Source organism: Streptosporangium sp. G11, assembly GCF_051192615.1.
Classification (GTDB): domain Bacteria; phylum Actinomycetota; class Actinomycetes; order Streptosporangiales; family Streptosporangiaceae; genus Streptosporangium.
Genome location: NZ_JBPJUQ010000009.1, coordinates 146,284 through 158,162, shown reverse-complemented (window position 1 = coordinate 158,162; position 11,879 = coordinate 146,284). Strand labels below are relative to the sequence as shown.

The following is an 11,879-nucleotide window of genomic DNA, read 5'->3' as shown; positions in this document are numbered from 1 at the left end:
GACCGGAATGTTGCGGCGAAAGCCGTACGTTAATGCGGAGAACGGCCGGAGAAGTGCTTCGCGGCGGGTAAACTCGACACGGACCCGGAAGCGGTCGGTCGGAAACCGGTCGCGGGAGTCATGACACGAACGCCGACGCCTGGCGAGTGCAGCCGTTTTGACGTGTTGCGTTGAGCTGGGTAGTCTTTTCCTTCGTGCCCATGTCTTCATGGGCCCTCATGCGTGCGCGTCGCCAGGCTCCCAGTGAGGGGCCGGCAGAGGCGCCGTGTGGCCTCCTCCACCGGACCGGCCTTAACCGGGATGTGGCGCGGAACGTACGCGACACGCCCGACCGCGTGGGTCGGAGGGGATGAAAGAACCGCAGGTCATGACACCGGCAGTACCTGCAAAATGCACGACATTCGAATTACCGGCTAGCACGAACGGAGACGCGGTGCCCACGATTCAGCAGTTGGTCCGCAAGGGCCGCCAGGACAAGGTCACCAAGACCAAGACCCCGGCGCTCAAGGCCAGCCCTCAGCGACGCGGCACCTGCATGCGCGTTTACACCACGACCCCGAAGAAGCCGAACTCCGCCCTCCGCAAGGTCGCGCGTGTCCGGCTCACCAACGGCATCGAGGTCACGGCCTACATCCCCGGTGTCGGCAAGATCATCCGCGGTTCGCTCGACACCCAGGGTGTCCGTAACCGCAAGCAGGCCCGTAGCCGTTACGGCGCGAAGAAGGAGAAGTAGGAATGCCTCGCAAGGGTTCTCCTGGCCGCCGTCAGCTCATGGCTGACCCGGTTCACAACTCGCCCCTGGTCACCGCGCTCATCAACAAGGTGCTCCTGGACGGCAAGCGATCCATCGCCCAGTCCATCGTGTACGGCGCCCTCGAAGGCGCCAAGGAGAAGACCGGCAACGACCCGGTCGTCACCCTGAAGCGCGCCCTGGACAACGTCAAGCCCACCCTTGAGGTCCGCAGCCGCCGTGTCGGTGGCGCGACCTACCAGGTCCCGGTCGAGGTGCGCGCGGCGCGCAGCACCACCCTGGCCCTGCGTTGGCTGGTGCAGTACTCCCGCGCCCGCCGCGAGAAGACCATGACCGAGCGCCTCATGAACGAACTGCTCGACGCCAGCAACGGCCTCGGCGCAAGCGTCAAGAAGCGCGAGGACACCCACAAGATGGCCGAGTCCAACAAGGCCTTCGCCCACTACCGCTGGTAACAGCGGGTTCGACGAGACGACGAGGACGCGAGAGAAGTGGCCACCACGACCGCTCTTGACCTGGCCAAGGTCCGTAACATCGGGATCATGGCCCACATCGACGCGGGCAAGACCACGACGACCGAGCGCATCCTGTTCTACACCGGTATCAACTACAAGATCGGTGAGGTCCACGAGGGCGCAGCCACGATGGACTGGATGGAGCAGGAACAGGAGCGTGGTATCACCATCACCTCCGCTGCCACGACCTGCGAATGGCTCGGCCACACGATCAACATCATCGACACGCCGGGCCACGTGGACTTCACGATCGAGGTGGAGCGCTCGCTCCGCGTCCTCGACGGTGCCGTCGCCGTGTTCGACGGCGTCGCCGGTGTCGAGCCGCAGTCCGAGACGGTCTGGCGTCAGGCCGACCGCTACGAAGTGCCCAGGATCTGCTTCGTCAACAAGATGGACCGGGTCGGCGCGGAGTTCCACCGCTGCGTCGACATGATGGTCAGCCGCCTGAACGCGACCCCCGCCGTCATCCAGCTTCCCTGGGGCGTCGAGGCCGACTTCAAGGGCGTCATCGACCTGGTCAAGATGAAGGGTCTGCTCTGGAGCGCCGAGGCGGCCAAGGGCGAGATGTACGAGACCGTCGACATCCCGGCCGAGCACGCCGAGGTCGCTCGCGAGTGGCGTGACAAGCTGGTCGAGACCGTCTCCGAAAACGACGACGAGCTGATGGAGCTCTTCCTCGAGGGCGTCGAGCCCACCGAGGAGCAGCTGGTCGCGGCCATCCGCCGCGCCACGCTGGCCAGCACCATCAACCCGGTCCTGACCGGCACCGCGTTCAAGAACAAGGGCGTCCAGCCCCTGCTCGACGCGATCGTCGCCTACCTCCCCGCCCCGATCGACATCGCGGCCTTCAAGGGTCACGCGGTCGGCAAGGAGGAGGAGATCATCGAGCGTCACGCGGACGTGAACGAGCCCTTCTCCGCGCTCGCCTTCAAGATCATGAGCGACCAGCACCTGGGCCGTCTCACCTACATCCGCATCTACTCGGGCACGCTCGAGACCGGCACCGCCGTGGTCAACTCGGTGAAGGGCCGCAAGGAGCGGATCGGCAAGATCTACCAGATGCACGCCAACAAGCGCGAAGAGCGCCCGTCGGCCGTGGCAGGTCAGATCGTCGCCGTCATGGGTCTGAAGGACACCACCACCGGCGACACCCTCTCCGACCCGGCTCACCCCGTGGTCCTGGAGTCGATGAACTTCCCGGCGCCGGTCATCAGCGTCGCCATCGAGCCCAAGACCAAGGGCGACCAGGAGAAGCTGGGCACCGCGATCCAGCGTCTGGCCGAGGAGGACCCGTCCTTCCAGGTCCGTCGTGACGACGAGACCGGGCAGACGGTCATCTGGGGTATGGGCGAGCTCCACCTGGAGATCCTCGTCGACCGGATGCGCCGCGAGTTCAAGGTCGAGGCCAACATCGGCCGGCCTCAGGTGGCCTACCGGGAGACCATCCGCCGCAAGGTGGAGAAGGTCGACTACGTCCACAAGAAGCAGACCGGTGGTTCCGGCCAGTTCGCCAAGGTCATCATTGACATTGAGCCGCTGGGCGAGGGCAACGACGGTTACGAGTTCTCGAACAAGGTCTCCGGTGGCCGCATCCCGAGGGAGTACATCCCCTCGGTCGACGCGGGCGCCCAGGAGGCCGCCGAGTTCGGTGTTCTCGCCGGATACCCCATGGTCGGGGTCAAGGTCACCCTGCAGGACGGTGCCTACCACGAGGTGGACTCGTCCGAAATGGCCTTCAAGATCGCTGGTTCGATGGCCTTCAAGGAGGCCGCGCGCCGTGCGGACGCCGTAATCCTGGAGCCGATGATGGCCGTCGAGGTCACCACGCCCGAGGACTACATGGGTGATGTCATCGGTGACCTCAACGGTCGCCGCGGGCAGATCCAGGCGATGGACGAGCGCTCCGGCGCCCGGATCATCAAGGCGCTCGTGCCGCTCTCTGAGATGTTCGGCTACGTGGGAGACCTCCGTAGCAAGACGCAGGGACGCGCGAGCTACAGCATGCAGTTCGACTCCTACGCGGAAGTGCCTGCGCACATCGCCAAGGAGATCGTCGCGAAGGTGCGGGGCGAGTAAGTCCGGCATCGTTCCGAGTGCGGGAGGACGAGAAGACCGTCTTCCCGCCACCGGAGGGGTGCGGGGCGAGAACTTTCTCGCCGGCCGGTTCCGAGAGGGGCCGGCCTCCCCAAGCCCGAATATGAAGACGCAAGTCACGTCAGAATCTCTAAGGAGAGAGCAGTGGCCAAGGCCAAGTTCGAGCGGACCAAGCCGCACGTAAACATCGGCACCATTGGGCACATCGACCACGGCAAGACCACTCTGACCGCGGCGATCACCAAGGTGCTCCACGAGCGTTTCCCGACTCTCAACGAGGCGACCCCGTTCGACAAGATCGACAAGGCGCCCGAGGAGAAGGCTCGTGGTATCACGATCTCCATCGCGCACGTCGAGTACCAGACCGAGAAGCGCCACTACGCCCACGTGGACTGCCCCGGTCACGCCGACTACGTGAAGAACATGATCACCGGTGCGGCTCAGATGGACGGCGCGATCCTCGTGGTCGCCGCCACCGACGGTCCGATGCCGCAGACGAAGGAGCACGTCCTCCTGGCCCGCCAGGTCGGCGTCCCCTACATCGTCGTGGCCCTCAACAAGTCCGACATGGTGGACGACGAGGAGATCCTGGAGCTCGTCGAGCTCGAGGTCCGCGAGCTCCTCTCGGCCCAGGAGTTCCCCGGCGACGACCTGCCGGTCGTCCGCGTCTCGGCGCTGAAGGCGCTTGAGGGCGACGCCAAGTGGGGCGACTCGATCATCGAGCTCATGACCGCCGTGGACGAGAACGTCCCCGAGCCGACTCGTGAGACCGAGAAGCCGTTCCTGATGCCGATCGAGGACGTCTTCTCGATCACCGGTCGCGGCACGGTCGTCACCGGCCGTATCGAGCGCGGTGTCGTCAAGGTCAACGAGACCGTCGACATCATCGGCATCAAGGAGACCAAGACCACCACCACGGTCACCGGTGTCGAGATGTTCCGCAAGCTCCTCGACGAGGGCCAGGCGGGCGACAACGTCGGTCTGCTCCTGCGCGGCATCAAGCGCGAGGACGTCGAGCGCGGCCAGTGCATCATCAAGCCGGGCACGACCACCCCGCACACCGAGTTCGAGGCCCAGGTCTACATCCTGAGCAAGGACGAGGGCGGCCGCCACACGCCGTTCTTCAACAACTACCGCCCGCAGTTCTACTTCCGTACGACCGACGTGACCGGCGTGGTGAACCTCCCCGAGGGCACCGAGATGGTCATGCCCGGCGACAACACGGAGATGAACGTCGCGCTGATCCAGCCCATCGCGATGGAGGACGGTCTCAAGTTCGCCATCCGTGAGGGTGGCCGCACCGTCGGTGCGGGTCGAGTGACCAAGATCATCAAGTAGTACGATCGCGGAGTGGCGGTCGGCCCTCGACGCAGGGCCGGCCGCCTCCCCACGAGGGGCCCGCGCTCTCAGGGCGCGGACCTCGGCAGGACCCCACGAACCGTGATCTCGCAGTTGGTTCGGCTGAACGCCGGCCGAACTAATTGCCAGATCACGGAAGAAAGCGCGGACTCACAGCGTCTGCTACGTGGGGCATGTGCGGAGAACGCCGTCCCAGGGCGAGACGTGCTCCGGCACGACGTGGCGGGACCGTCCCAAGACGGACCGGCCATGACACAGCGGCAACAGGCCGCACGTAACTTTTTCAGACGACAGTGAAGGACACCGAGGCCATTATGGCGGGACAGAAGATCCGCATTCGGCTCAAGGCCTATGACCACGAGGTCATCGACGTCTCGGCCAAGAAGATCGTCGAGACGGTGACAAGGACTGGCGCCAAGGTCGCGGGCCCGGTGCCGCTGCCGACCGAGAAGAACGTGTACTGCGTCATCCGCTCGCCGCACAAGTACAAGGACAGCCGCGAGCACTTCGAGATGCGCACGCACAAGCGGCTGATTGACATCATCGACCCGACGCCGAAGACGGTCGACTCGCTCATGCGACTCGACCTTCCCGCCGGCGTTGACATTTCGATCAAGCTCTGAGGGAACGCACTGACATGGCTAACAAGATCAAGGGCGTCCTGGGCAAGAAGCTCGGCATGACCCAGGTCTTCGACGCGGACAACCGGATGGTCCCGGTGACCGTCGTCGAAGCTGGCCCGTGCGTCGTGACCCGCGTCCGCACCCCCGAGAAGGACGGCTACACCGCCATCCAGCTGGGCTTCGGCCAGGTCGACCCGCGGAAGGTCAACAAGCCGCTCGGCGACTACCTGCGCAAGCACGACATCACCCCGCGTCGTTACTTCACGGAGATCCGTACCGACGACGCGAGCGACTACACCCTGGGCCAGGAGCTCCTCGCCGACACCTTCGAGGCCGGCCAGTTCGTCGACGTGACGGGCAAGAGCAAGGGCAAGGGTTTCGCGGGTGTCATGAAGCGCCACGGCTTCAAGGGCCTCGGCGCCTCGCACGGTACGCAGCGCAAGCACCGCTCGCCCGGTTCCATCGGTGGCTGCGCCACCCCCGGCCGCGTCTTCAAGGGCGTGCGCATGGCGGGCCGGATGGGCAACGTCCGCACGACCGTCCAGAGCCTCAAGGTTCACGCCGTGGACGTCGAGAAGGGCCTCATCCTGATCAAGGGTGCGATCCCCGGCGCCAACGGCAGCCTGGTCCTGGTCCGCACCGCCACCAAGAAGGGGGCTGCCAAGTGAGCACCATTGACGTCCTCGACGTACGTGGCGAGAAGGCCGGCACCGTCGACCTGCCGGAGGACATCTTCGGCACGAAGATCAACATCCCGCTGATCCACCAGGTCGTCGTGGCCCAGCTCGCCGCTCGCCGGCAGGGCACCCACAAGGCGAAGACCCGCGGTGAGGTCCGAGGCGGCGGCAAGAAGCCGTACCGCCAGAAGGGCACCGGCCGCGCCCGCCAGGGCTCGACCCGCGCCCCGCAGTTCACCGGTGGTGGCGTCGTCCACGGCCCGGTCCCGCGGGACTACTCGCAGAAGACTCCCAAGAAGATGAAGGCCGCCGCCCTGCGCGCGGCCCTGTCCGACCGGGCGACCGGCGGCCGCGTTCACGTGGTCAGCGGTCTGGTCGAGGGGGAGACCCCGAAGACCAAGGCGGCTCTCGAGTCGCTTCGCAGGCTCACCAAGGCCCGCAGCGTCCTGGTCGTCGTCGACGAGGGTGACGAGCTCAGCTGGCTGAGCCTGCGCAACGCTCCCGAGGTCCACCTCCTGGACGCCGGGCAGCTCAACACCTACGACGTGCTCTGCTACGACGACGTCGTCTTCACTCAGGACGCGTACGACCAGATCGTGGCGCGTCTGAGCAAGAGCGGGAAGGAAGACGCCTGATGGAGAAGATCGCCGACCCGCGCGACATCATCATCAAGCCGGTTGTCTCCGAGAAGAGCTACGGCTTGATCGACGAGCACAACAAGTACACGTTCCTGGTGCGGAAGACGGCCAACAAGACGCAGGTCAAGATCGCCGTTGAGAAGATCTTCGGTGTCAAGGTCGCCAGCGTCAACACCATCAACCGCCAGGGCAAGCGCAAGCGGACCAGGTTCGGCTACGGCCAGCGCCCGGCCACCAAGCGAGCCATCGTCAGCCTGGTCGAGGGCGACCGGATTGACATCTTCGGCCAGATCGGCTGACGCGCTCGCTCAGTAAGTACAGGGAGGACGCCCCTCACCACCTGGTGAGGGGCATTCGACCGGATTAACCGACGAAGGATGAACGAAAAAGATGGGCATCCGTAAACTCAAGCCGACGACCCCCGGTCGCCGCGGCGCCAGCGTCTCGGACTTTGCCGAGATCACGCGCAGCACGCCCGAGAAGTCGCTGCTTGCACCCCTGCACAGCAAGGGTGGCCGTAACGTCCACGGCCGAGTCACCACCCGTCACCAGGGTGGTGGCCACAAGCGCGCCTACCGGATCATCGATTTCCGGCGTCACGACAAGGACGGGATCCCGGCCAAGGTCGCTCACATCGAGTACGACCCGAACCGCACGTCCCGCATCGCGCTGCTGCACTACGCCGACGGGGAGAAGCGCTACATCCTCTGCCCGACCGGCCTCAAGCAGGGCGACAACATCGAGAACGGCCCCACGGCCGACATCAAGCCGGGTAACTGCCTCCCGCTGCGCAACATCCCGACCGGTACCTTCATCCACGCGGTGGAGCTCCGTCCGGGTGGTGGCGCCAAGCTGGGCCGGTCCGCCGGTGCGCAGATCCAGCTCCTCGCCAAGGAGGGCCAGTACGCCACGCTGCGTATGCCCTCCGGCGAGATGCGCCAGGTCGATGTTCGCTGCCGGGCCTCGATCGGCCAGGTCGGCAACGCCGAGCAGGCCAACATCAACTGGGGCAAGGCCGGACGCATGCGGTGGAAGGGCAAGCGCCCCACCGTCCGTGGTGTCGCGATGAACCCGGTCGACCACCCGCACGGTGGTGGTGAGGGTAAGACCTCCGGCGGTCGTCACCCTGTCAACCCCAAGGGCAAGCCCGAGGGACGTACCCGTGCGGCGAACAAGGCCAGCGACCGGCTGATCATCCGCCGTCGTACCAAGCGGAAGAAGCGGTAGGAGCAGCCAAAATGCCACGTAGCCTTAAGAAGGGTCCCTTCGTGGACGACCACCTTCAGAAGAAGGTGGATGTCCAAAACGAGAAGGGCACCAAAAACGTCATCAAGACGTGGTCGCGGCGCTCCATGATCGTGCCCGACATGCTTGGTCACACGATCGCCGTTCACGACGGCCGTAAGCACGTCCCGGTGTTCGTCACCGAGTCGATGATCGGCCACAAGCTCGGTGAGTTCGCTCCGACGCGAACCTTCCGTAGCCACGTCAAGGAAGACCGCCGCAGCCGGCGATAAGCGCCTCAGGAAGGGGACGTCGCGCCGGGAACGATCGGAAACGATCGTCACAGGGTGAGACGGACTCGACCAAAACGAAGGGTAAGAGGAGTAAGCGATGGAAGCCAGGGCTCAGGCGCGGTTCGCGCGCCACACGCCCATGAAGGCCCGCCGTGTGGTGGACCTCATTCGCGGGCTGCCCGCTTCGGAGGCGCAGGCCGTGCTGCAGTTCGCTCCCCAGTCGGCGAGCGAGACCGTGTACAAGGTGCTTTCGAGCGCCATTGCCAACGCGGAGCACAACTTCAAGCTCGACCGTGACACGCTCTTCGTGAGCCGTGCCTGGGTCGACGAGGGCCCGACGCTGAAGCGGTTTCGTCCCCGTGCTCAGGGTCGTGCCTATCGGATCAACAAGCGGACCAGCCACATCACCGTGATCGTGGAGTCCCGCGAGCCGAAGGGGAGGACCCGCTAGTGGGTCAGAAGGTTAACCCGCACGGGTTCCGCCTCGGCATCACGACCGACTTCAAGAGCCGGTGGTATGCCGACAAGCTCTACAAGTCGTACGTTGCCGAGGATGTGGCGATCCGCCGCATGCTCAAGAAGGGCATGGAGCGGGCCGGCATCTCCAAGGTGGAGATCGAGCGGACCACCGACCGGGTTCAGGTCGACATTCACACCGCCCGTCCGGGCATCGTCATCGGCCGCCGCGGCGCCGAGGCGGACCGGATCCGCGGTGACCTCGAGAAGCTGACCAAGAAGCAGGTCCAGCTGAACATCCTCGAGGTCAAGAACCCTGAGATCGACGCTCAGCTCGTCGCCCAGGGTGTGGCCGAGCAGCTGTCCAGCCGTGTCTCGTTCCGCCGTGCCATGCGCAAGGCGATGCAGTCGGCGATGAAGAGCGGCGCCAAGGGCATCCGGGTGCAGTGCTCCGGTCGTCTCGGCGGCGCCGAGATGTCCCGTTCGGAGTTCTACCGCGAGGGCCGCGTGCCCCTGCACACCCTCCGCGCGGACATCGACTACGGCCTGTACGAGGCCCGCACCACCTTCGGCCGTATCGGCGTGAAGGTGTGGATCTACAAGGGTGAGGCTCCGACCAGCCGCGCCGAGCGCGAGGCGGCTGCCGCCGGTGCTCGCGCCGGCCAGCGTCGTGACCGCGACGACCGTCGTGGCCCCGGTGCCGGTGGTGGCGGCGGCGACCGTCCCCGTCGTGGCGGTGGCGCCGGTGGCGCCCGTCGTGGCGCCGGTGCCGGCCGTGGTGACCGTCCCGCCGCCCCCAGGAACGAGGCGGCCTCCCAGGCTGCCCCCGAGACCGGCCCGGCTGCGCAGCCGGGTGCTGAAGGGAGCTGACCATGCTGATCCCGCGCAGGGTCAAGCACCGCAAGCAGCACCGGCCCGACCGTCACGGTGCCGCCAAGGGTGGCACCAGGGTCGTGTTCGGCGAGTTCGGCATTCAGGCGATTGAGCACTCCTACGTGACCAACCGCCAGATCGAGTCGGCTCGTATCGCGATGACCCGTCACATCAAGCGTGGCGGAAAGGTCTGGATCAACATCTATCCGGACCGCCCCCTCACGAAGAAGCCCGCCGAGACCCGCATGGGTTCCGGTAAGGGTTCGCCGGAGTGGTGGATCGCCAACGTCAAGCCCGGCCGCATCATGTTCGAGCTTTCGGGTGTCGCCGAGCCGGTGGCTCGCGAAGCCCTGCGCCGTGCGATGCACAAGCTGCCGATGAAGTGCCGGTTCGTCAAGCGTGAAGTGGGTGAGGCGTGATGGCTAAGGGCCTGACCGCCGGTGAGCTGCGGGTGGAAGACCAGGACACCCTGGTCACTAAGCTGAAGGAAGCCAAGGAGGAGCTGTTCAACCTCCGCTTCCAGGCAGCGACCGGCCAGTTGGAGAGCCACGGGCGGTTGCGTGCCGTCCGCCGCGAGATCGCCCGTATCTACACCGTGATGCGCGAGCGGGAGCTCGGAATCGTCACGGTAGAGAAGGAGTCGATCGATGGCTGAGGCCACGGAAACCACGACCGAGACGCGGAACTACCGCAAGACCCGTGAGGGTCTGGTCGTCAGTGACAAGATGGACAAGACTGTCGTGGTCGCTGTCGAGGACCGCGTGAAGCACCCCCTGTACGGCAAGGTCATCCGTAGGACGACCAAGTACAAGGCGCACGACGAGGCCAACACCTGCGGTGTCGGCGACCGTGTCCTCCTGATGGAGACCCGGCCGCTCTCCGCCAGCAAGCGCTGGCGGGTCATCGAGATCCTCGAGAAGGCCAAGTAGGCAACGCGCCTCGTGGGGGGTGACACCGTCACCCCCCACGACGGCGTCCAAGGGGGCGAAGCGATCTTCGCCCCGCCTGCGGTGGCGGCCTGAGAAAGGCTGTCGCCGGGGGAAAAAGACCCAGCAGGTTCCGCAAGGCTCGCCCACGGGTGAGAACCAGCGAGACAAACAGGAGTTCAAGTGATCCAGCAGGAGTCGCGGCTCAAGGTCGCCGACAACACCGGTGCGAAGGAAGTCCTTTGCATCCGTGTGCTCGGTGGCTCGGGCCGGCGCTACGCGGGAATCGGTGACATCATCGTCGCCACGGTCAAGGACGCCATTCCCGGCGGCACCGTGAAGAAGGGCGATGTGGTCAAGGCCGTCATCGTCCGCACTGTCAAGGAGCGCCGCCGGCCTGACGGTTCCTACATCCGCTTCGACGAGAACGCCGCCGTCATCATCAAGGACAGCGGTGACCCCCGGGGCACCCGCATCTTCGGTCCTGTCGGACGTGAGCTGCGTGACAAGAAGTTCATGCGGATCATCTCGCTCGCGCCGGAGGTGTTGTAATGCCGAAGCTTCATGTGAAGAAGGGTGACCTCGTCCTGGTCATCGCCGGCAAGGACAAGGGTGCCAAGGGCCGTGTGATCGCCGCCCACCCGCGCGACGAGCGTGTGGTGGTCGAGGGCGTCAACCTGGTCAAGAAGCACTCCAAGGAGACCAACCAGGGTCCGCGTGGCGCCAAGACCGGCGGCGTGCAGACCATGGAGGCTCCCATCCACGTGAGCAACGTCAAGAAGCTCAAGGATGAGAAGCCTGCCAAGGACGACAAGCCCGCCAAGAAGGAGTCGGCCAAGGCCGCTTCCGAGGAGACGGGTGAGGACAACTGATGACCGCGAACACCACTGAGACCGGACAGCGGGCCCTCCCGCGCCTCAAGCAGCGCTACCGCGAAGAGATCATCGCGAAGCTGAACGAGGAGTTCCAGTTCGAGAACATCATGCTGGTGCCCACCATCACCAAGATCAAGGTGAACATGGGTGTCGGCGAGGCCGCGCGCGACTCGAAGCTCATCGAAGGCGCCGTCCGCGACCTCACTGTGATCACCGGCCAGAAGCCGGCGGTCGTCCGCGCCCGCAAGTCCATCGCCCAGTTCAAGCTGCGCGAGGGCATGCCGATCGGCGCGCACGTCACGCTGCGCGGTGACCGCATGTGGGAGTTCCTCGACCGGCTGCTCTCGCTGGCGCTGCCCCGTATTCGTGACTTCCGCGGTCTGTCGCCCAAGCAGTTCGACGGCAACGGGAACTACACCTTCGGTCTCACCGAGCAGGTCATGTTCCACGAGATCGACCAGGACAAGGTCGACCGCCAGCGGGGCATGGACATCACGGTCGTGACCACCGCTAAGACCGACGACCAGGGCCGGGCGCTGCTGAAGCAGCTCGGATTCCCGTTCAAGGAGGCCTGA

At 65.6% G+C, this 11,879-nt stretch carries 18 protein-coding genes; all 18 read left to right on the top strand.

Annotated elements, in window-relative coordinates; translation table 11 throughout:
- Window positions 1-433 precede the first annotated feature (433 nt).
- On the top strand, window positions 434-733 hold the full coding sequence (gene rpsL / locus ACSDR0_RS12325) for a 30S ribosomal protein S12 (RefSeq protein WP_435288898.1): 300 nt from the start codon (window positions 434-436) through the stop codon (window positions 731-733).
- Window positions 734-735: 2 nt separating this feature from the next.
- A complete protein-coding gene (gene rpsG / locus ACSDR0_RS12320) occupies window positions 736-1,206 on the top strand; it encodes a 30S ribosomal protein S7 (protein WP_012887827.1) in 471 nt (156 codons plus the stop codon).
- Between the two features lie 87 nt (window positions 1,207-1,293).
- Window positions 1,294-3,342, top strand: a complete 2,049-nt coding sequence (gene fusA, locus ACSDR0_RS12315) for an elongation factor G (protein WP_435288964.1) — start codon at window positions 1,294-1,296, stop codon at window positions 3,340-3,342.
- Window positions 3,343-3,504: 162 nt separating this feature from the next.
- Complete coding sequence (gene tuf / locus ACSDR0_RS12310) at window positions 3,505-4,698, top strand: elongation factor Tu (RefSeq protein WP_435288897.1); 1,194 nt, start codon at window positions 3,505-3,507, stop codon at window positions 4,696-4,698.
- 335 nt (window positions 4,699-5,033) lie between these two features.
- Complete coding sequence (rpsJ, locus tag ACSDR0_RS12305) at window positions 5,034-5,342, top strand: 30S ribosomal protein S10 (protein ID WP_030912931.1); 309 nt, start codon at window positions 5,034-5,036, stop codon at window positions 5,340-5,342.
- Between the two features lie 14 nt (window positions 5,343-5,356).
- Window positions 5,357-6,010, top strand: a complete 654-nt coding sequence (rplC, locus tag ACSDR0_RS12300) for a 50S ribosomal protein L3 (protein ID WP_435288896.1) — start codon at window positions 5,357-5,359, stop codon at window positions 6,008-6,010.
- Window positions 6,007-6,654 (top strand): 50S ribosomal protein L4, encoded by a 648-nt coding sequence (rplD, locus tag ACSDR0_RS12295; RefSeq protein ID WP_435288895.1) that lies wholly within the window; start codon window positions 6,007-6,009, stop codon window positions 6,652-6,654. The genes rplC and rplD overlap by 4 nt, the downstream gene beginning before the upstream one ends.
- Window positions 6,654-6,956: a 50S ribosomal protein L23 gene (gene rplW, locus ACSDR0_RS12290; protein ID WP_030912923.1), complete on the top strand. Its 303-nt coding sequence runs from the start codon at window positions 6,654-6,656 to the stop codon at window positions 6,954-6,956. Before rplD ends, rplW begins: the two co-directional genes overlap by 1 nt.
- 91 nt (window positions 6,957-7,047) lie before the next feature.
- The gene (rplB, locus tag ACSDR0_RS12285) at window positions 7,048-7,884 is read left to right on the top strand and encodes a 50S ribosomal protein L2 (protein WP_329089941.1); all 837 of its coding nucleotides are present in this window, start codon (window positions 7,048-7,050) and stop codon (window positions 7,882-7,884) included.
- Window positions 7,885-7,895: 11 nt separating this feature from the next.
- On the top strand, window positions 7,896-8,174 hold the full coding sequence (gene rpsS, locus ACSDR0_RS12280; protein ID WP_012887835.1) for a 30S ribosomal protein S19: 279 nt from the start codon (window positions 7,896-7,898) through the stop codon (window positions 8,172-8,174).
- Window positions 8,175-8,271: 97 nt separating this feature from the next.
- Window positions 8,272-8,625: a 50S ribosomal protein L22 gene (rplV, locus tag ACSDR0_RS12275; RefSeq protein ID WP_030912916.1), complete on the top strand. Its 354-nt coding sequence runs from the start codon at window positions 8,272-8,274 to the stop codon at window positions 8,623-8,625.
- Complete coding sequence (gene rpsC / locus ACSDR0_RS12270) at window positions 8,625-9,500, top strand: 30S ribosomal protein S3 (protein WP_435288894.1); 876 nt, start codon at window positions 8,625-8,627, stop codon at window positions 9,498-9,500. The genes rplV and rpsC overlap by 1 nt, the downstream gene beginning before the upstream one ends.
- A 2-nt stretch (window positions 9,501-9,502) precedes the next feature.
- On the top strand, window positions 9,503-9,922 hold the full coding sequence (gene rplP / locus ACSDR0_RS12265; protein WP_030912912.1) for a 50S ribosomal protein L16: 420 nt from the start codon (window positions 9,503-9,505) through the stop codon (window positions 9,920-9,922).
- Window positions 9,922-10,158 carry a 50S ribosomal protein L29 gene (gene rpmC / locus ACSDR0_RS12260; RefSeq protein WP_030912909.1) on the top strand — a complete coding sequence of 79 codons (237 nt, stop codon included), beginning with the start codon at window positions 9,922-9,924 and terminating at the stop codon, window positions 10,156-10,158. Before rplP ends, rpmC begins: the two co-directional genes overlap by 1 nt.
- Window positions 10,151-10,432: a 30S ribosomal protein S17 gene (rpsQ, locus tag ACSDR0_RS12255; RefSeq protein ID WP_326635528.1), complete on the top strand. Its 282-nt coding sequence runs from the start codon at window positions 10,151-10,153 to the stop codon at window positions 10,430-10,432. Before rpmC ends, rpsQ begins: the two co-directional genes overlap by 8 nt.
- Before the next feature lie 180 nt (window positions 10,433-10,612).
- Window positions 10,613-10,981, top strand: coding sequence for a 50S ribosomal protein L14 (gene rplN, locus ACSDR0_RS12250; RefSeq protein ID WP_012887841.1), 369 nt, complete (start codon window positions 10,613-10,615; stop codon window positions 10,979-10,981).
- The gene (gene rplX, locus ACSDR0_RS12245) at window positions 10,981-11,301 is read left to right on the top strand and encodes a 50S ribosomal protein L24 (RefSeq protein ID WP_435288893.1); all 321 of its coding nucleotides are present in this window, start codon (window positions 10,981-10,983) and stop codon (window positions 11,299-11,301) included. The genes rplN and rplX overlap by 1 nt, the downstream gene beginning before the upstream one ends.
- Entirely contained in the window at window positions 11,301-11,879 is a 579-nt protein-coding gene (gene rplE, locus ACSDR0_RS12240; protein WP_435288892.1) for a 50S ribosomal protein L5, read from the top strand. The genes rplX and rplE overlap by 1 nt, the downstream gene beginning before the upstream one ends.

Bases quoted from the DNA above. Each gene is read 5' to 3' on its own strand.
- rpsQ (WP_326635528.1), top strand. From the start codon at position 10,151: ATGGCTGAGGCCACGGAAACCACGACCGAGACGCGGAACTACCGCAAG.
- rpsG (WP_012887827.1), top strand. From the start codon at position 736: ATGCCTCGCAAGGGTTCTCCTGGCCGCCGTCAGCTCATGGCTGACCCG.
- rplB (WP_329089941.1), top strand. From the start codon at position 7,048: ATGGGCATCCGTAAACTCAAGCCGACGACCCCCGGTCGCCGCGGCGCC.
- rplX (WP_435288893.1), top strand. From the start codon at position 10,981: ATGCCGAAGCTTCATGTGAAGAAGGGTGACCTCGTCCTGGTCATCGCC.
- rpsS (WP_012887835.1), top strand. From the start codon at position 7,896: ATGCCACGTAGCCTTAAGAAGGGTCCCTTCGTGGACGACCACCTTCAG.
- rplP (WP_030912912.1), top strand. From the start codon at position 9,503: ATGCTGATCCCGCGCAGGGTCAAGCACCGCAAGCAGCACCGGCCCGAC.
- rplE (WP_435288892.1), top strand. From the start codon at position 11,301: ATGACCGCGAACACCACTGAGACCGGACAGCGGGCCCTCCCGCGCCTC.
- rplV (WP_030912916.1), top strand. From the start codon at position 8,272: ATGGAAGCCAGGGCTCAGGCGCGGTTCGCGCGCCACACGCCCATGAAG.
- rpsJ (WP_030912931.1), top strand. From the start codon at position 5,034: ATGGCGGGACAGAAGATCCGCATTCGGCTCAAGGCCTATGACCACGAG.
- rplW (WP_030912923.1), top strand. From the start codon at position 6,654: ATGGAGAAGATCGCCGACCCGCGCGACATCATCATCAAGCCGGTTGTC.
- rpmC (WP_030912909.1), top strand. From the start codon at position 9,922: ATGGCTAAGGGCCTGACCGCCGGTGAGCTGCGGGTGGAAGACCAGGAC.
- rplC (WP_435288896.1), top strand. From the start codon at position 5,357: ATGGCTAACAAGATCAAGGGCGTCCTGGGCAAGAAGCTCGGCATGACC.
- fusA (WP_435288964.1), top strand. From the start codon at position 1,294: ATGGCCCACATCGACGCGGGCAAGACCACGACGACCGAGCGCATCCTG.